The organism is Epibacterium sp. MM17-32 (genome assembly GCF_022348205.1).
GTDB lineage: Bacteria > Pseudomonadota > Alphaproteobacteria > Rhodobacterales > Rhodobacteraceae > Epibacterium.
Map to the genome: position 1 here is coordinate 455,729 of NZ_JAKRFC010000002.1, position 17,284 is coordinate 473,012.

At 63.8% G+C, this 17,284-nt stretch carries 16 protein-coding genes; 8 read left to right on the forward strand and 8 right to left on the reverse strand.

Going from position 1 to position 17,284, the window contains the following annotated elements:
- Window positions 1–24 precede the first annotated feature (24 nt).
- The 5 genes from MHM88_RS05170 to MHM88_RS05190 all read right to left on the reverse strand — a co-directional run bounded on the left by MHM88_RS05170 (window position 25) and on the right by MHM88_RS05190 (window position 5,175).
- A complete protein-coding gene (locus MHM88_RS05170) occupies window positions 25–855 on the reverse strand; it encodes a hypothetical protein (RefSeq protein WP_239360787.1) in 831 nt (276 codons plus the stop codon).
- A 210-nt stretch (window positions 856–1,065) separates the two neighbouring features.
- Complete coding sequence (locus tag MHM88_RS05175; protein ID WP_239360790.1) at window positions 1,066–2,016, reverse strand: GlxA family transcriptional regulator; 951 nt, start codon at window positions 2,014–2,016, stop codon at window positions 1,066–1,068.
- A gap of 57 nt (window positions 2,017–2,073) precedes the next feature.
- Window positions 2,074–3,063 (reverse strand): glycine betaine/L-proline ABC transporter substrate-binding protein ProX, encoded by a 990-nt coding sequence (proX, locus tag MHM88_RS05180; protein WP_239360801.1) that lies wholly within the window; start codon window positions 3,061–3,063, stop codon window positions 2,074–2,076.
- 24 nt (window positions 3,064–3,087) lie between these two features.
- A complete protein-coding gene (locus MHM88_RS05185; RefSeq protein WP_239360803.1) occupies window positions 3,088–4,062 on the reverse strand; it encodes a proline/glycine betaine ABC transporter permease in 975 nt (324 codons plus the stop codon).
- A gap of 15 nt (window positions 4,063–4,077) precedes the next feature.
- Complete coding sequence (locus tag MHM88_RS05190) at window positions 4,078–5,175, reverse strand: glycine betaine/L-proline ABC transporter ATP-binding protein (RefSeq protein WP_239360805.1); 1,098 nt, start codon at window positions 5,173–5,175, stop codon at window positions 4,078–4,080.
- A gap of 157 nt (window positions 5,176–5,332) precedes the next feature.
- Here MHM88_RS05190 and MHM88_RS05195 point away from each other — a divergent pair, with 157 nt between their 5' ends.
- From MHM88_RS05195 to MHM88_RS05210, 4 genes are read left to right on the forward strand one after another with little or no spacing between them, the layout of a single operon-like run.
- A complete protein-coding gene (locus MHM88_RS05195) occupies window positions 5,333–6,043 on the forward strand; it encodes a GntR family transcriptional regulator (protein ID WP_239360808.1) in 711 nt (236 codons plus the stop codon).
- Window positions 6,044–6,052: 9 nt separating this feature from the next.
- The gene (locus MHM88_RS05200) at window positions 6,053–6,970 is read left to right on the forward strand and encodes a dihydrodipicolinate synthase family protein (RefSeq protein ID WP_239360811.1); all 918 of its coding nucleotides are present in this window, start codon (window positions 6,053–6,055) and stop codon (window positions 6,968–6,970) included.
- Between the two features lie 4 nt (window positions 6,971–6,974).
- Entirely contained in the window at window positions 6,975–8,474 is a 1,500-nt protein-coding gene (locus tag MHM88_RS05205) for an aldehyde dehydrogenase (RefSeq protein WP_239360814.1), read from the forward strand.
- On the forward strand, window positions 8,471–9,811 hold the full coding sequence (locus tag MHM88_RS05210) for an FAD-binding oxidoreductase (RefSeq protein WP_239360817.1): 1,341 nt from the start codon (window positions 8,471–8,473) through the stop codon (window positions 9,809–9,811). The genes MHM88_RS05205 and MHM88_RS05210 overlap by 4 nt, the downstream gene beginning before the upstream one ends.
- Window positions 9,812–9,931: 120 nt before the next feature.
- On the opposite strand, the gene MHM88_RS05215 is transcribed toward MHM88_RS05210, so the two are convergent.
- The 3 genes from MHM88_RS05215 to tsaA all read right to left on the reverse strand — a co-directional run bounded on the left by MHM88_RS05215 (window position 9,932) and on the right by tsaA (window position 13,784).
- A complete protein-coding gene (locus tag MHM88_RS05215) occupies window positions 9,932–11,488 on the reverse strand; it encodes a trimethylamine methyltransferase family protein (protein WP_239360821.1) in 1,557 nt (518 codons plus the stop codon).
- Window positions 11,489–11,692: 204 nt separating this feature from the next.
- Window positions 11,693–12,931, reverse strand: coding sequence for an aromatic ring-hydroxylating dioxygenase subunit alpha (locus MHM88_RS05220; protein WP_239360824.1), 1,239 nt, complete (start codon window positions 12,929–12,931; stop codon window positions 11,693–11,695).
- A 352-nt stretch (window positions 12,932–13,283) separates the two neighbouring features.
- Entirely contained in the window at window positions 13,284–13,784 is a 501-nt protein-coding gene (gene tsaA / locus MHM88_RS05225) for a tRNA (N6-threonylcarbamoyladenosine(37)-N6)-methyltransferase TrmO (protein WP_239360840.1), read from the reverse strand.
- A 150-nt stretch (window positions 13,785–13,934) separates the two neighbouring features.
- Between tsaA and MHM88_RS05230 the strand changes: the two genes are divergently transcribed.
- The 4 genes from MHM88_RS05230 to MHM88_RS05245 are packed head-to-tail and all read left to right on the forward strand — an operon-like array spanning window position 13,935 to window position 17,178.
- Window positions 13,935–14,642 carry an ABC transporter permease gene (locus tag MHM88_RS05230; RefSeq protein ID WP_239318498.1) on the forward strand — a complete coding sequence of 236 codons (708 nt, stop codon included), beginning with the start codon at window positions 13,935–13,937 and terminating at the stop codon, window positions 14,640–14,642.
- A complete protein-coding gene (locus tag MHM88_RS05235; RefSeq protein ID WP_239360853.1) occupies window positions 14,635–15,396 on the forward strand; it encodes an ATP-binding cassette domain-containing protein in 762 nt (253 codons plus the stop codon). The genes MHM88_RS05230 and MHM88_RS05235 overlap by 8 nt, the downstream gene beginning before the upstream one ends.
- Before the next feature lie 24 nt (window positions 15,397–15,420).
- On the forward strand, window positions 15,421–16,242 hold the full coding sequence (locus MHM88_RS05240; protein ID WP_239360855.1) for a substrate-binding domain-containing protein: 822 nt from the start codon (window positions 15,421–15,423) through the stop codon (window positions 16,240–16,242).
- Window positions 16,243–16,290: 48 nt separating this feature from the next.
- Window positions 16,291–17,178: a helix-turn-helix transcriptional regulator gene (locus MHM88_RS05245; protein WP_239360857.1), complete on the forward strand. Its 888-nt coding sequence runs from the start codon at window positions 16,291–16,293 to the stop codon at window positions 17,176–17,178.
- Window positions 17,179–17,284: the final 106 nt, after the last annotated feature.

The following is a 17,284-nucleotide window of genomic DNA, read 5'->3' on the forward strand; positions in this document are numbered from 1 at the left end:
TCAGGACCGTGCCGTTATCGGCATCTATTTCTGGATCAGCAGGCTGAGGATCGTCGCCGTGTCGACGCGCCCGTCGGCCCCGATCAGCCCCTCTGGGACGGTGATCTGCTGGCGTGCATGCGCATCGTTCAGCAATTGGTCGATATAGGCCTCTGATTGCCCCTGCGCGTGGGCGGTCATCACCATCTGATAGAGGGCCGAAACAGAGGCGGTTTCCGCGGCCGTCGCCGGGGCAGCCGGGGCGGCGGCGGGGCTGGCTGCACCACTGCGCAGCGCGGCCAATGTGCCTTGGGTCATCTTGGCGATCAGGTCCTCACCGGCGGCGGTGCTGCCTGCGGCGGCCAGGGCGGAAGATGCCCCTGGGTCCGCAGCACTTTGCGCCCCGCCCTGCCCTGCCGAGGCCGCAGGCAGGGGCTGGCCGTCGGGCGCGTCCGTGGCAGCCGCCACATCGGCATGCGCCTGATCGTTGCCCGTAAAGAGCGTGAACGAGACCAGACCCAGCGCCAGCAGGCTTGCCGCGCCAAGCGCCATCAGGAGCGGCATCCTGCTGCGCCCCGCCGCATAGGCCTCCGGATCCGAAAAGACCGGGGCGACGGGCTCTGGCGCGGACTGCGGGCCTGCGGGTGCCCCCTGCCCTGCGTTGGCCGGCGATGCTGCTGTGGTGGAGGCCGTGGCGCCGCCGGCTGGCTTGCGCTTGAGTGCAACCTTGACGTTGCCCGACGATGACACCGTTTCAATTCTGGTTTGCGCCGGTTTCAGCGGTGTCGCCGGCGTGGGCGCCATGGCCTGTGAAGGGGTGAAACCGGTGGCATGCGCCACGTCAGAGACCTGCTGTTTCCGCTTCAACTGCTGCATGAACACCCCCGATAAAAATATATCGGCGCGCGGAAAGCCACCGATCCAAGACTTGTGAATTGACGTTTACCTTTTGTTAACCATCGACCCGAATCATGTCAACGAATTGTGGATAACCTGAGTCGGCTTCGCCGTTTCCACCGCAAAAACGGGCAACGGCCTGCCCTGAAAACCCGGATTTTAGCGCCGCACGGGGCGCCGCCGTGTCCCTCAGCTCATCCGGTCGCGCTGCAACATCGGGGTCACGCCAAAGGCGGACCGGTAGACACGCGAAAAATGTCCCGGGCTGTCGAAACCACAGGCCATGGCGACCTCGGTGATCGACGCCTCGCTTTGCAGCAGCAGATGGCGGGCGCGTTCGAGGCGCATTTCCATGAAATACTTCTTGGGCGAGGCATTGAGGTATTTGCCGAACAACCGCTCAAGCTGACGCGTGGAAATACCCAGATCGCGGGCAATGACCGTCGGTGAGATCGGCGTTTCGAGGTTGTCGTGCATCACCTGGATGGCCTTGGCCAGATGCTTGTTCCGCATGCCGTTGCGCGATTGCAGCGACACCCGCTGGGCGGCGGTGGCATTGCGCACGGCGTTATAGACCATCTGATCCGCCACCGCGACGGAGAGGTCATAGCCATGGTCCCGTTCGATCAGGTGCAGCATCAGGTCGGCGGTGGCGGTTCCGCCCGAGGCGGTCACATGTCTTTCATCGGCAACAAAGACGTTGCGGACGAGGTTCACCTCCGGGAAGGTTTCCATGAAACTGTCGTGGTAATCCCAATGGATCGCCGTTTGCATGCCTTCCAGAAACCCTGCCTTTGCAAGGATGTAGGCCCCCGAACACAGGGCGCCGATCAGCGTGCCCCGGGCGCGTTCGCGGCGCAGGGTGGCAATGAGCCGACTGGTGTCCTTGTCCTTCATATGGATGCCGGAGAGCACAAACAGCCGGTCACAATCGGGCACCGTCTCAAAGCTGTGGTGCACCAATGTGTGCGAGTCGTTGGAGGCGCGCGCGGTTTCGCCATCCTCCGAGGCGAAGGACCAGCGATAGAGCGGCTTGCCCGCGATCAGATTGGCAATGCGCAAGGGGTCCACGGCGCAGGACAGCGCCATGTGAGTGAAGTCCTCGACGAGGGCAAAAACAAAGTGCTGCGGGGTTGCCATGGTACGACCTCCGGGGCGAGGGATGCCGCGCCCCTCGCAAGGAGCACGGCAAGAGAATTATTGCGCGGCGGCGCGGGCGGCCTCAAGCCAGCTGTCGTAATCAGCCTGATGCGCGGTGATCCACTCGTCTACATGACGGTTGATGTCGTCGGAGCTGTCCTCGCCATCCGCCATCAGCTTGTTCTGGGCGGAGATGTCATTCACGTCGAGCCGGGCCACCTCGAACAGTTTTGCCGCGGCCGGGTTCTCGGCGAGGAAATCATCGGTGGTCAGCACATACATGCTGTCGACCGCAAAGCCGAGGTTCTTGCCGTTGAAGGTGGTTTCCGTCTCGACCCCATCCGGCAGCGAGGTATGCGGCACGTCGAGCCACTCCACATCCTGCCCCGGCACCAGCGCGCCGGAAACCCAATAGGGCGTCCAGGTGTAATAGAGGATCGCATCGCCATTGCCCTTGCGCGCCATGGTGTCGGCGATGATCGCGTTATAGGCGCCCTGATTGTGAGAGACGGTGTCGCGCAGGCCATATTCCGTCAGCTGATGCTCGATGATGCGCTCGCAGCCCCAGCCGGGCACGCAGCCCGCGAGATCCGCCTTGCCGTCACCATCGGCATCGAACCGGGCCGCAACGTCCGGGTCCTGAAGGTCGCCGAGGTTGGTGACGCCCGCATCATAGCTGGCCTTGTCCACCAGATAGCCCTGCAACATGCCCTCGACGAAGGGGCCGACCTTTTCCAGCACGTCATCGCCGCCGGACTCGTTGAAGAACGCCTGATGGAGATTGCCCCAGTGGATCGGGTAGAAATCGCCATCGCCGGTGCCGACCGCGAGGTGAGCGGTCTGGATCTCGGTTTCTAGCGGCTCGGCCACCTCATAGCCGAGGTCCTCCAGCGCGCGGAACAGGATGCGGGACTGGAAATACTCCTCGGCGATCAGGCCGACGACGGGGCGCACGGTGGTGCCGTCGCCGGGCATGTCCTGCGCCAGGGCGGCGGTGCCGAGGAATGTGCTGGCAGCCAGAGCTGCGGTGAGGGTGGATCTGAACATGGTTGTTATCTCCCTGTGTGTTGTTCAGGTTTCGGTTTTCAGATCGCCGGTGGCGGTCTGTTTGGGTTTGGACAGCAGGCGCAGAACCGCGCCGATGGGACCGCCCTGCCACCAGTGACGGTAGCCGCGCTCGCGTCCTGACTGACCCATGCCTTGGGTGATGCGGTCGAGCACGATGGCGAGGATCACAATGCCGAGCCCACCGACGATGGCCTTGCCCGCATCCAGTCGACCCATGGCGCGCAGTACCTCGTTGCCGAGGCCCTTGACGGCGATCATCGAGGCAATCACCACCATCGACAGCGACAGCATGATGGTCTGGTTCACACCGGCGAGGATGGTGGGCGTGGCAAGGGGCAGTTCGACCTTGAACAGCACTTGCGATGGGCTGGCGCCAAAGGCACGCGCCGCCTCCACCACCGAGGGGTTGACGCCACGAATGCCAAGCGAGGTCAGGCGGATCAGCGGCGGCAGCGAGAAGATGATCGTCACGATCACGCCGGACACATTGCCGATCCCGATCAGCATCACCACCGGCACCAGATACACAAAGGCGGGGATGGTCTGCATGGTGTCCAGCACCGGCCGCATCAGCGCCTCGAACCGGTCGTTCTTGCCCGCAAAAATGCCGAGCGGCAGCCCGATGAGAAAGCACAGGATCACCGCCGAGACGACGATCGCCAGCGTGGTCATCGCCAGCTCCCAGGCATTGGGGGCCAGGAACCCGAGGAAGGTGAGGCTGGCCGCCACCAGAATGCCGACACGCGGCCCTGCCGACTGCCAGGCAATCAGCGCCAGGATCACCAGCATCACCAGCGGCGGCACCGCATTGAGCGCGCTGTCGATGCCCACGATCATCTCGTTGAAAAAGCCCTTGATCGGCTGGATCAGGTCGCGATTGGCAATCGCCCACTGCTTGATGCCATCGGTCTTGTCGGCGATGCCGAGGTCGACCGAGGAAAACGGATCGAGGATGTTGAAAGTCTGTTCTTCGGCCATGGGTCTACCCTCCCGTTATTGCGCCGCGCGGGCAGCGTCCGCGCCCCGGGTTTCGCCCTTGATGCCGCGCAGGAGCGCGTTCTTGGTGACAATCCCAAGGGGTTTGCCGTCGACCTTCACCACCACCGGATGCTGGGTCGCGATGGACAGGTTGACGAGATCGTCGAGCGGCTGGTCCGGATGCGCCTCTGGCCAGTCCGCCAGGTCCACCGGACCGCGGCGCTGTTCGTAGGCGGCGACCGGCTCCATGATCTTGCCGGCGGAGATCAGTTCCAGCTTGGAAATGCCGGCGACAAAATCGGCGACATAGTCGTCGGCGGGATTGGTCACGATGTCCTCGGGCGTGCCGACCTGAACCAACTGGCCATCCTTCATGATGGCGATGCGGTCGCCGATGCGGATCGCCTCGTCGAGGTCATGGGTGATGAAGAGCGTGGTCTTTTTCATGTTTGCCGACAGCGCCATGAACTTGTCCTGCAACTGGCGGCGGATCAGCGGATCAAGGGCGGAGAAGGGTTCATCCATCAACAGGATCGAAGGATCGGCGGCGATGGCGCGCGCCAGGCCCACACGCTGCTGCATGCCGCCCGACAGCTCGTCGGGGTATTTCTGATCCCAACCGTTGAGGTCCACCGCATCAATGGCCCGCAGGGCGGTTTCGCGACGGGCACGGGCATCATGGCCCCGCACCTCCTGGCTGAAGGAGACGTTTTCCAGCACCGTGCGATGCGGCATCAGCGCCATATTCTGGAACACCATGCCGATTTTTTCCGCGCGCAGACCCCGCAGATCGCGCGCCGACAGGGCGTTGACGTCCTGCCCTTCGATGAACAATTGCCCCGATGTGGGCTCGATCAGCCGGTTGATATGGCGAATCAAGGTCGATTTGCCGGAGCCCGAAAGCCCCATGATGCAGAAGATCTCGCCCCGGGCGACGGTGAAGCTGGCATCCTGAACGCCCACCACGCAGCCGAATGCATCGCGCACTTCGAGTTTCCCAAGCCCCTGTTCGCGCACAGCTTTCATGGCTTCATCGGCGCGTTTGCCAAAGATCTTCCATAGATTACGGCAGTCGATCACCGCGCTTTCCCCGCTTGGGACCCTGTCTGTCATCACGTTTCTCCGCGTTCGTTATGGCGCACAACACAGCAGATTTTTTTCTTGTGCACAAATTGTATTTTGAATTAGGACAAAGCGCAGGTTCTGATTGAACTCAGACTCGCTTCGATGAATTCTGATGCGATACGAGACCTTCGGATGGAGAAGCCCGGTGAAAGACGCAGCCAAACAGCGCAAATCGACCCTCTATGACACCCTGAAGCAGCAGGTCCTGACCCTGGAGCTGCGGCCCGGGGCGGATCTGGATGAGAGCGACCTGTCGGAACGCTTCGGCCTGTCGCGCACACCGCTGCGCGAGGTGCTGCGGCAATTGGCGGGCGAAGGTTACGTTGATCTGCGCGAGAACCGGGGCGCCCGGGTGACGGAGATGTCCTATACCACCTTGCGCGATTTCTTTCTGGCGGCGCCGATGATCTATGGCGCCATCCTGCGGCTGGCGGCGCAGCATGCAAAACCGGCTCAGATCGCAGATTTGAAGGCCACGCAAGAGGACTTCCGCGCCGCGCTGCGCAGCGGTTCAAGCGCCGAGCGGGCGCTGGCCAACAACCGCTTTCACGAGATCACCGGCGACATGGCGGCGAATGTCTACCTGCTGCCATCGTTCAAGCGGTTGTTGATCGACCACGCCCGTATCGGCATGACCTTCTACCGGCCGCAGACCAATGAAATGGCGGAAAACCTCACCGAGGCCGCCGACCAGCACGACGCCATCATCGCCGCCATTGAGGCGGGCGACGAGGCAACCGCCGCCAAACTGGCCGAGGACCACTGGAACCTGTCGCGCGGCCAGATCGAATTGTTCGTCATGCCAACGGCGCTCGATGTGCCGATGGGGACGTTTAGCCGAAACACATCAGCCTAGAGGACTTCGATGCCCCCCATCTTTCAGTTTCAAGGGATCTATACCCCTGTTGTCACGCCCTATACGGGCGCGGGCGACGTCATTTGGGACGCTTTGGCGGACCAGATCGAATTCCTCGTCGAACAGGGCGTGCATGGGCTGATTTCCGGGGGCTCGACCGGCGAAAACTATGCCCAGACCGTCGAGGAACGGCTGGAGCTGGCGCGCTTTACCAAGGAACGTCTGAACGGGCGGCTGCCGTTGGTGGTGGGCACCGGTGCGATGATGACACCGGATTCGATTGCGCTGGCCGCGGGGGCCAAGGAGATCGGCGCGGACTCGATCCTGCTCGCCAGCCCGCCCTATTCGGTGCCGACGGACCGCGAAAACGCGCTGAATGCGCTGGCGATCGACAAGGCGGCGGATCTGCCGATCATGCTCTACAACTATCCTCACCGCACCGGTACCATGATGGGCGAAGAGTTCCTCGACCGCGTGGGCCGCAGCCGCAATTTCTGCGGCATCAAGGAAAGCTCTGGCGACATCAACCGGGTGCACCTCCTGGCGCGCGACTATCCGCATATTCAGCTGGGCTGTGGCATGGACGATCAGGCGCTGGAGTTCTTTGCCTGGGGCGCGCCCTTCTGGGTCTGCGGCGGGTCAAACTTCCTGCCAGCGGAACACGTGGCGCTGTATAATGCCTGCGTGATCGAAGGCAATTACACCAAGGGCCGTCGGATCATGTCGGCGATGATGCCCCTGATGCGGGTGCTGGAGCAGGGTGGCAAGTTCATCCAGACGATCAAGCACGGCGTCACCCTCAACGGGATCGAGGCGGGCGCGATGCGGGCGCCTCTGACCGGGCTCAACAAGGACGACAAGCGCGCGCTGGAACAGGTTGTGCGCGTGCTGAAAACCACAATTGCCGACATCGTGGCCGAGGGTTAAGAACATGGATCTGCTGACACAAGACGAATACCGCGCCATTGCCGCGACCCTGAACCTGCCAACCGGTGCTTTCATCGACGGCTCCGCGCGTCCGGCGGTCTCGGGCAAGACCTTCACCACCGTGAACCCGGCCACTGGCGCGCCCCTTGCCGAGGTTGCCGCCTGCGCGGCGGAGGATGTGAATTTTGCCGTCGAGAAGGCGCGCGAGGCCTTTGAGGATGGCCGCTGGTCGCGCCTACATCCGTCCGAGCGCAAGGACGTGCTGATCCGGTTCTGCAAGCTTCTGACCCGTAACGCCCGTGAACTGGCGGTGATGGAGAGCCTCGACAGCGGCAAGACCATCTTTGACTGCGAAACGGTGGATGTGCCGGAAACCATCCATTGCCTGAAATGGCACGCCGAGGCGATCGACAAGATCTACGATCAGGTCGCCCCGGCCTCCGACGATCATATCGCCATGGTGGTGCGCGAGCCCATTGGTGTGGTCGGGCTGGTGCTGCCCTGGAACTTCCCCCTGCTGATGCTGGCGTGGAAAATCGGCCCGGCGCTGGCAGCGGGGTGCTCGCTGGTGGTGAAACCGGCCAAGGAAACCACGCTGACCGCCCTGCGCGTTGCGGAACTGGCGCATGAGGCCGGCGTGCCCCGCGGCGTCTTCAACGTGGTGCCCGGCGGCGGCGCGGATGTGGGCGAGGTGATCGGCCGCCATATGGACATCGACATGGTGTCCTTCACCGGCTCCACCGTGACCGGCAAGCGGTTCCTCAGCTATTCCGCCGAGAGCAACGCCAAGGAGGTGGTGCTGGAGATGGGCGGCAAGAACCCCGCCATTGTCATGGACGACGCCGAGAACCTCGACCGGGTGGCGCAGCATCTGGTGCAGGGTGCGTTCTGGAACATGGGCGAGAATTGCTCGGCCTCGTCGCGGCTGATCGTGCATAAATCGGTCAAGGCAGACCTGCTGGACCGCATTGCCCACCACGCCAAGGCCTGGAACGTCGGCGATCCGCTGGACCCCGAAACCCGCATGGGCGCACTGGTGTCCAAGGCGCATTTCGACAAGGTGTGCAGCTATCTGGAACAGGCCGATGACGTGGTGATCGGCGGCAAATCCCATGATGGCGCCTTTGTTGAGGCGACCGTGGTCAATGTCGCCGGCAATGACGCTGTGCTGGCGCAGGAAGAGATCTTTGGCCCGGTCCTGAGCGTGATCGAGGTTACCGGCTTTGACGAGGCCATCCGCATCGCCAATGACACCGAATACGGGCTCTGCGCGTCGATCTTCACCGCCAATGCCAAACGCGCCATTCGCGGCGCGCGTAGCCTGCGGGCGGGCACTGTGACGGTGAACAGCTTTGGCGAGGGGGACATCTCCACACCCTTTGGCGGCTACAAGCAGTCGGGGTTTGGCGGGCGCGACAACTCTGTGCACGCGCATGACCAATATACCCAGCTGAAAACCATCTGGATCGACCTCGCCGACGACGCGGATGAGGCCGTGTCTTGACGGCCTATGCGGCCAAACGACTGCCGGTCCATGAGGGGCCGGCAGCCTGGAACAGCATCCTCGGCCCGCAAGCGGCCCCTCAGCCACTGAACGAGGACACGACGGCAGATTTTGTCGTGGTGGGCGCTGGGTTTGCAGGGCTTTCCGCAGCGCGACGGCTGATGCAACTACACCCCACGGCACGTGTGGTGGTGCTGGAGGCGGGGCGGCTGGCCGAAGGGTCGGCCGGGCGCAACTCCGGCTTTATGATCGACCTGCCACATGATCTGGCCTCGGACGATTACGCAGGCGCTGGCGACGATCGCAGGATGATCGGCCTCAACCGGCAAGCGATCGGCTTTGCCGGGGCAGCCGTTGATGAGTATCAGATCAACCCGGACTATTTTGACCGCGCGGGCAAGGTGAATGGCGCGGCCAGCCCGGAGGCTGCGCGCCACAACCAGAGCTATGCGGCACATCTTGCGTCGCTCGGCGAGGTCAGCGAGATGCTGGATGCGCAGGCAATGCAGGAGCTGACCGGCTCTGCGCACTACATCAGCGGGCTTTATACGGCGGGCACGGTGATGCTGCAGCCCGCAGGCTACATCCGCGGCTTGGCGGCAGGTTTACAGCGGGCAGGCGTGCGGGTTTGCGAAAACTCCCCCGTAACCGGGTTTGTCCGCACTGGGTCCGACTGGGTGGTCAAGACCCAGGCCGCGCAGGTGACCACGCCGCGTGTGATCCTGACCGTGAATGGCCATCTGGAGAGTTTTGGCTTTGAGAAGGGGCGGCTGATGCAGCTCTTCCTCTATGCGGTGATGACACCGGAGCTGGACGCCGATGCGCTTGCGCGACTGGGGGGGGCATCGCGCTGGGGCATCACGCCGTCGGACCCGATGGGCACCACCATGCGCCGGATCGACAGCGGACAGGGCGGCAACCGCATCGTGACCCGCACCTGCGCCACCCTGTTGCCCAATACACGTCCCTCTGCGCGAGAGATGGCCCGTGCCGCGCGGGTGATGCAGCGCAAATTCGATCAGCGTTTTCCACAGCTTGCGGGCATGAAGATGCAGCATGCCTGGGCCGGGCACCTGTGCCTCAGCCTCAATGGAGTGAGCGTGACACGGCAGCTGGAGGAAGGCGTGTTTTCCGGCTGCGTGCAGAATGGGCTTGGCACGGCGCGCGGCACCCTCACCGGTATTGCCGCGGCGGAACTGGCGGCGGGTGAGAGCAGCGAAATCTCACGCCACTTCAGCGCCGAGGCCCGCCCGAAACTGCTGCCACCGCAGCCCCTCCAGCAGATCGGCGCCAATGCGGTGCTGCGGTGGAAGGAATGGCGCGCCCGCGCGGAGTGACCCCTTCGTCTTGATACCTCGGCCCGAGCGGTCGCACTGCGGCCGCTCATTTTTGCTGACAGACGCAAAAAAGCCCGCCCCTTGTGTCAAAGGGCGGGCAAGGTGCTCCGGAGAGAGGAATTAATACGTCTGGTTCAGCTCGTCCGCCGCCGGGATCTCGCGCTCGCGGCGCGCGATATAGGCGAGGAGTTCCTCGTTCTTGGCCTCGTCGAGTTTGGGTTCCTGATATTCCGACAGCAGTTTCTTGGCGCGGGTGAGCGCCCGTTCGGTGATCTCGACACCGCCCTCGGCCTGCCACTGCTCGATGGAGTTGTTGTCAAACATCTCCGGCATGAAGAAGGCGGACTGGAAATTCTCCTGCGTGTGCGGATGGCCGAGGTAGTGACCGCCGGGGCCGACATCCGGCACCGCCGCGACCGCCTGATCGAAGTCGTCCCAGCGCGGCCCCGACGCCATGCGGTGTCCCATGGCGCATTGCTCCGCATCGACGATGAATTTCGCCACCGAGCAATGCATCCCCGCCTCGTTCCAGCCCGCAGAGTGCCAGATGTAGTTGGCGCCCGCGTGCAGCACCGCCGAAAGGGTCGTGGCGCTCTCATACCCGGCCTGCGCGTCAAAGGTCTTGGCGCCGCCGAGCGTGTTCGAAGTCCGCCACGGCACCCCGTAGTAGCGTGCCATCTGGCCGATCATGAAGTTCATCAGCGAAATCTCAGGCGTCCCCGCCATCGGCGCGCCGGACTTCATGCTGACGGTGGACAGGTAGTGACCATAGATCGCGGGCGCGCCCTTGCGGATCACCTGCGTATAAGCCAGCGCCGAAAGCGCTTCGGCATTGAGCTGCGCCACCGCCGCCGGGACCGAGGCGGGCGTATTGGCGCCGCCCAGCACGAAGGGCGAGCACAGCACCGGCTGCTTGCGCTTGCAGAAGGCCCGCATGGCGCCCAGCATGGTTTCATCCCACACCAATGGCGAATTGCCGTTGCAATTGCCGGTGGTGACCGGGTGCTCCTCCAGGAAGTCCTCACCAAAGAGGATCGCGCACATCTCCATCACGTCTTCGGCGTTCTTCGGGCTGGTGGTCATGCCCATGAACATCTTGTCGGAGTGTTTCATCGACGAATAGGTGATGCGCAGGTGGCGTTGGCTGATCGGGTGGTCATAGGGTTCCACGATGTGGTGGGCCGAGGAATGCAGCCCGGGCAGCATGTGGCTGAGTTTGTGGAACATCGCCAGATCGTCGAGCGTCGGGTTGCGGCGCTCATCGTCGAGGTCGCGCAGGAAGGGCGCGCCGGTCATCGGCACAAAGACCGAGTGCTTGCCGCCAAGACGCAGGTTATTGGCCGGATTGCGGGCGTGGTAGGTGAACTCCGACGGGATCGAGGCGATCAGCTCGCGCACAAGCCCCCGATCCAGGTAAACCATCTCGCCTTCGACCTTGGCACCGACCCGTTTCCAATCGGCCAGCGCAATGTCGTCGCGAAACTGCACGCCAACGTTTTCGAGGATGTCCATCGACGCCGCGTCGATCTTTTCGACCTGCGCGCCGTCCATCACCTCGCACCACGGAATGGCGCGGGTCAATCCGGGCAGCATGGTGAAATCGCTGGCGGTGCGCAGGCTGCGGCGGGCGGAACGGCCACCGGAGCGGCTGCGGGAGCGGGGCAGGGTTTCGGTCATCGCGGGATCTCCTTTGATGACAGTTTTGCGACTCCGGCCGCCAGGCGCCTGTAGGATTCCGAAACATGCTTGCAGGAAACGACCCCCGCCGACACGGCACCGCATTGCCGATCTCATCGATCAGCCCCCGGCGCCCCCCAACAAAAAGAGGGGCCCGCCCTCAAAGGCAGGCGCCCGCACACCAGCGTCCCCGAAGGTTAAAGCCTATTCCGCAGCGATCAGGCTGCGGCCCGTCAGCCCGCGCATCAGGTGGTCGGCGTACCAGTCGGTGAATTGGATCACGCCGCCCTCGTGGGTCTTTGAATAGGGGCCGGGGCGGTAGGCGGGTGTGTTGATGCCCCGCTGATTGTCCTCGACCACCTGCCGGTCCTCGTCATTGGTATGCACCCAGACCTCTGTCAGCCGTCGCAGGTCGTAATCCTGCCCTTCGACCGCATCCTTGTGCACCAGCCATTTGGTTGTCACCTCGGTCTCGGTCGGGCTGATCGGAGTCACCCGGAACACGATGCTGTGGTCCGACAGGTAGTGGTTCCAGGTCGTGGGATAGTGAAACTGCAGCAGCGACCCGGCGTCCTTGAACGGGAGGGTCGAATTTGGCCGGCTCACCGCGACCTTGCCATCCATTGTGTAGCTTTCCGCCGTTCCCAGCAGTGCAGTGCGCACAAACCGCCACTCCCCGGCCTTGGAAATCTTGAACGCGGAGGGCGCCCCCACCGCTTCGCAGCGGGCCACGTGCTTGTCCTGCAGGGCCGGATCCTCACCATCGAGGTCGTTGCCGATGGCATTGGGGTCTTCGGGAAAGGTGCGGCACAACGCGGGGTGATTGCCCGCACAATGATAACATTCGCGATTGTTCTCCCAGACCAGCTTCCAGTTGCCTTTCTCGATGATCGTGCTTTCAAAGGCGACTTTGGAATTCTCGATATCATGCGGCGCGAGGTAGCGGTCCATCTCGGCGGCAAAGACGGAAATGTCGGGGGCTTCATCCGCCAGGCAGATATAGATCAACCCCTTGATATTGCGGCAGTGCACCGGCCGCAGCCCGTGTTCGGACGCGTCGAAATCCGCCCCCATGTCCCGCGCCCACAAGAGCGCGCCGTTCAGCTCGTAGGTCCATTGGTGATAGGGGCACACCAGCTTGGGCGCGCTGCCCTTCTTGGCCTTGCACACAACCGAGCCCCGGTGGCGGCAGGCGTTGTGGAAGGCGCGCACTTCGCCATCGGCACCGCGCACGATGATGACATCATAGGCACCGACCTGATGGGTCACGAAATTGCCCGTCTTCGGAATTTCACAGGCGGGAATGGCAAACAGCCACTCGCGGTAGAAAATCTGGCGCAGATCAAGATCCAGCGCTCCCGGATCGGTATAGAAGGCCTGTTCCAGGGAGTAGTTTTTCTGGCGGGCTGCCAGTTTGACCAGGATGTCGCTGTCGTGAAGCATGAGCTTCTCTCCTTTGCCGCACCCGCGCAGCGGATTGGCGTGGAGGCGAGGCGCGCGACCGCGGCGGCAGCGGCCTGCCTGCGATCACAGTCCCCCGCCTGCGGTTGACGTTTTCACGGCAAGGCCGGAACGGCGCGCGTAACGCCGCTGTGGCGACGGGACGGGTTCCGGGCTGTCGCCAGCGCCCCGGCCCACCGCCTTGGCACACGCGGCCTTGCTCTGATCGCAATAATCCGCGGCCGGGGTGGCGCGCGGAGAGGATTCCGACGCGGAGGCAACAAAAACAGACCTCTTGCCGATTGCCCTGCGATCAGGCTGGGTCTGGTGGATGCAGCGGCGTTCGCCGGTCTGGCTAGGAGTGCCCTGTTGGCGGCTCTTCTGCGCCCGGTTTTGCAAGCGCCCTTGGCGAATAGGCGCAGCGGTCGGGCTTGATATCCAGCAGCGGCGTGCCGTCGAGACAATCAAGGCCGCGCACGACCACCTCGCAGCCGTCGATCCGCAGCAGCTGGACAAGCGCTGTTCCGATCAGATTCGGACGCACCGGAGACCGCAGGGAAAACGTGCCCGTGGTCACACCGTCCAACCGCGGGGATTGTGTCACCAGATCCCGGCGGCTCTGATCGAGCCAATAGAGCACCTCGATGCGCGCATAGGCCTCCAGCCCCGCCAGCGCAGGCGCCCAGACCGGATCGAGGCAGAGACGGCACTCGGGCCCCTCTACGCTGCCCTGGCGCGGGCACTGGCTGCGATCCCTCCACGGCGTGCGAATCCGGCCGATGAATCGCAACTGCGCGTCATCGGGAGGCGTCAGCTGCACCACGATCTCGTTTGGCCGGATATTGGGAGGGGTCATTTTGTCCGTCTTTCGTAAATTATGCAGTCATTTGCAATCCAAATTGTCCCAGATGTCGCCTCAAAGGCCCCGGATGCCGATGGCAGGCTTGCATATGCGTGAAATCCGCCCCTAGGCTCGACACTGAAAGAAACGCAAAGGCCGGAAATTTTGCAAGGTATCGGAGAAGCGGTCTCGCTGGCGATCCAGCTGGTGATAACAGGAAACGCCGATCTGTTCGAGATCGTCGCCCTGTCCTTGCGCGTCAGCCTCAGCGCCACCTTCTTTGCCTGCCTCATCGGCCTGCCCCTCGGGGCCCTGGTGGCGATCAGCCGCTTTCCCGGGCGCGGCGCCGTGCTGGTGCTGATGAACGCGCTGATGGGGTTGCCGCCGGTGGTGGTCGGGCTTCTGGTCTACCTGCACCTGTCCCGCTCCGGTCCGCTTGGGTTTCTGGGTCTTCTGTATACGCCCAGCGCCATGATCATTGCCCAGACCATCCTGATTGCGCCGATCGTGGCGGCGCTGTCGCGACAGGTTCTGGAAGACCTGCATGGCGAATACGCCGAGCAGTTCCGCTCGCTGTGCCTGACCCGGGGGCAGACGGTGTCGGCGCTGCTTTGGGATGCGCGGTATTCGCTGCTGACGGTGAGCCTTGCAGGGTTCGGACGCGCGGTGGCCGAGGTTGGTGCGGTGATCATCGTCGGAGGCAACATCGACCACCTGACCCGGGTGATGACCACGGCGATTGCCCTTGAAACCTCCAAGGGCGATCTGGCGCTGGCGCTGGCCCTTGGCCTCGTGCTGCTGGTGATTGCCCTTGGCGTCAACGCCGCCGTGCAAAGCCTGCGCATGAGCGCCCGGAGACACGCCTATGTCTAGTATCGACACCGCCGCCCTGCTCCGCCCCCAGGCGTTGCCCGAAGCGCGCTATGCCAATCTGCTGCCGCTGCGGGTGCGCGGGCTGGAGCTGTCCTGTGGCGGCACCCCCGTCCTGACCGGGCTGGATCTTGACCTGTCCCCGCATGGATGCACCGCGATCATGGGACCAAACGGAGCCGGCAAAAGCCTGCTTCTGAAGGTACTGCACGGGCTTCTGACCCCAACGGCGGGGGAGGTCTCCTGGGGCAGCCAGCCGCCCGCCGCGGTCACCGCGCGACAGGCGCTGGTGTTCCAGAAGCCGGTGCTGCTGCGCCGGTCCGTGGCGGCCAATATCGACTTTGTCCTGAAGGCCCGGGGCAAGCCGCGGCAGGCCCGTGATGCGCTTCTGGATCGGGTCGGACTGCTGCACAAAGCCCGCGCGCCCGCCCGCCGCCTGTCCGGCGGCGAGGCGCAGCGGCTGGCGCTGGCCCGCGCCCTGGCAACCGACCCCGAAGTCCTGTTCCTCGACGAGGCCACGGCCAGCCTCGACCCCAGCTCGGTTCAGGTGATCGAAACAATCGTGCAGGACGCCTGTGCCCGGGGCATCCGGGTGATCTGCGTCACCCATGACAGCGGCCAGGCCCGCCGTATCGCGGATGACGTCGTGTTCCTGCACGGCGGGCGGGTGGCAGAGCATAGTCCGGCGGAACGCTTTTTCTCGGCGCCGCAGTCGCCTGCTGCGCGCGCCTACCTCGATGGACGTCTTGTCCTTTAATACCCCTCGACTGGAGATTTAAATATGAAGCTAAGCCACACATTTGGTGCGAGCCTCGCTGCGCTCACGATTGCCACCAGCGCCCTGGCCTCGGAGCAATCCATTATCGTGCAATCGACCACCTCGACCGCGAATTCGGGGCTCTACGATTATCTGCTGCCGCTGTTTCAGGACAAGACCGGCATCCAGGTCAACGTCGTTGCGGTCGGCACCGGACAGGCGATCCGGAATGCCCAGAACTGCGACGGTGACGTGCTGCTGGTCCACGCCAAACCCGCCGAGGAGAAATTCGTCGAGGCAGGCTTTGGCGTGACGCGTACCGACCTGATGTATAATGACTTTGTCGTCGTGGGGCCGACCGGCGACCCGGCGCAGGTCGGGGGCCTGACCGATGTGCAGGAGGCGCTCGGCAAGATTGCGCAAGCCGGTGCGCTCTTTGCCTCGCGCGGGGATGATTCCGGCACCCACAAGAAAGAGGTGGCGCTCTGGGCAGAGACCGGCGTCGATCCCACCGCGGCCTCGGGCGACTGGTATCGCGAGACCGGATCCGGCATGGGCGCGACCCTCAACGCGGGCATCGGCATGGGCGCCTATGTCATGACCGACCGGGCCACCTGGATCAGCTTTGCCAACAAGCAGGACTATGAGATCAAGGTTCAGGGCGACGAAGATCTGTTCAACCAATACGGCGTGATCCCCGTCGATCCGGGCAAGTGCCCCTCGGTCCAGATCGAGGCGGCGCAGACCTTTGCCGATTGGCTGACCTCGCAAGAGGGCCAATCCGCCATCGCGGCCTATAAGGTCGACGATCAGCAACTGTTCTTCCCCAACGCACCGAAGAACTGATAGAGTCTGCGGGGCGCGCCATTCAGGGCCGCCCCATCAGACTGTGACATGACCGACTTCGATTTTCCCGACCACGCCTACCTGACCGTCCCGGAACTGGCGGACCTTCTGCGCCTGAAGGAACGCAAGATCTATGACCTCGCCGCTTCCGGTGAAGTGCCCTGTTCCCGCGCGACCGGCAAATTGCTGTTTCCGGCCGAGGAGATCCGCGCCTGGCTTGATCGGGCCAAATCCGGCGGCACCGCGCCGCCAGCAGAGCGCCCGCAGATCCTGCTGGGCAGTCATGATCCGCTCCTGGATTGGGCGGTGCGCCAGTCCCGCTCCGGCCTTGCCAGCTATTTCGACGGCTCAATGGACGGGCTGGAGCGCTTTGCCGGCGGTGATGGCATCGCCACCGGCCTGCATCTGCGCGACAGCAAGACCGGACAGTGGAATGTTCCCGCCGTTCAGCGCAGCGTGGCCAGCCAGAACGCCACCCTCGTGCATTTTGCCAGCCGACGGCGCGGCCTCGTCTACCGGGACGGTGTCGGAGATCTGAGCAGCCTGCGCGACATCCAGAAACTGCGTCTTGCGCCGCGGCAACCGGGCTCCGGGACCGACCAGCTGTTTCGCGACCTGGCAGAACAGGCCGACCTCGACCCGAGCCAAATCCCCACGGCGGACATCGCGCGGTCCGAAGACGAAGCGGTGGAGGCCCTGCGCCGGGGAGACGCGGATGTGACCTTTGGCCTCGAAGCGGTGGCGCAGAGCTACGGCCTGCGGTTCGCGCCTATCGTGCAGGAAGAATTTGCCCTTCTGGTGGATCGCAAGGCCTGGTTCGAACCGGCCTTCCAGAGCTTTCTCGCCTTCTGCCGCACAGACGCCTTTGCCCAGCGGGCAGCCACCACAAAAGGTTATGATGTCAGCCGGTTTGGCATCGTGCTCTGGAACGCCTGAGACCATCCCGATCCGCAAAACGCCGTTCCTGTTCCCTGCCTGAAGATTGATCGGCAGCCGCTTTTGCGCGGCTCTGCGCACCGCCGTGCGCTCCCGGATACTTGAC

Coding starts and splice junctions, on each gene's coding strand:
- MHM88_RS05170 (WP_239360787.1), bottom strand. CDS start 855: ATGCAGCAGTTGAAGCGGAAACAGCAGGTCTCTGACGTGGCGCATGCC.
- MHM88_RS05175 (WP_239360790.1), bottom strand. CDS start 2,016: ATGGCAACCCCGCAGCACTTTGTTTTTGCCCTCGTCGAGGACTTCACT.
- proX (WP_239360801.1), bottom strand. CDS start 3,063: ATGTTCAGATCCACCCTCACCGCAGCTCTGGCTGCCAGCACATTCCTC.
- MHM88_RS05185 (WP_239360803.1), bottom strand. CDS start 4,062: ATGGCCGAAGAACAGACTTTCAACATCCTCGATCCGTTTTCCTCGGTC.
- MHM88_RS05190 (WP_239360805.1), bottom strand. CDS start 5,175: ATGACAGACAGGGTCCCAAGCGGGGAAAGCGCGGTGATCGACTGCCGT.
- MHM88_RS05200 (WP_239360811.1), top strand. CDS start 6,053: ATGCCCCCCATCTTTCAGTTTCAAGGGATCTATACCCCTGTTGTCACG.
- MHM88_RS05205 (WP_239360814.1), top strand. CDS start 6,975: ATGGATCTGCTGACACAAGACGAATACCGCGCCATTGCCGCGACCCTG.
- MHM88_RS05215 (WP_239360821.1), bottom strand. CDS start 11,488: ATGACCGAAACCCTGCCCCGCTCCCGCAGCCGCTCCGGTGGCCGTTCC.
- MHM88_RS05220 (WP_239360824.1), bottom strand. CDS start 12,931: ATGCTTCACGACAGCGACATCCTGGTCAAACTGGCAGCCCGCCAGAAA.
- tsaA (WP_239360840.1), bottom strand. CDS start 13,784: ATGACCCCTCCCAATATCCGGCCAAACGAGATCGTGGTGCAGCTGACG.
- MHM88_RS05235 (WP_239360853.1), top strand. CDS start 14,635: ATGTCTAGTATCGACACCGCCGCCCTGCTCCGCCCCCAGGCGTTGCCC.
- MHM88_RS05240 (WP_239360855.1), top strand. CDS start 15,421: ATGAAGCTAAGCCACACATTTGGTGCGAGCCTCGCTGCGCTCACGATT.
- MHM88_RS05245 (WP_239360857.1), top strand. CDS start 16,291: ATGACCGACTTCGATTTTCCCGACCACGCCTACCTGACCGTCCCGGAA.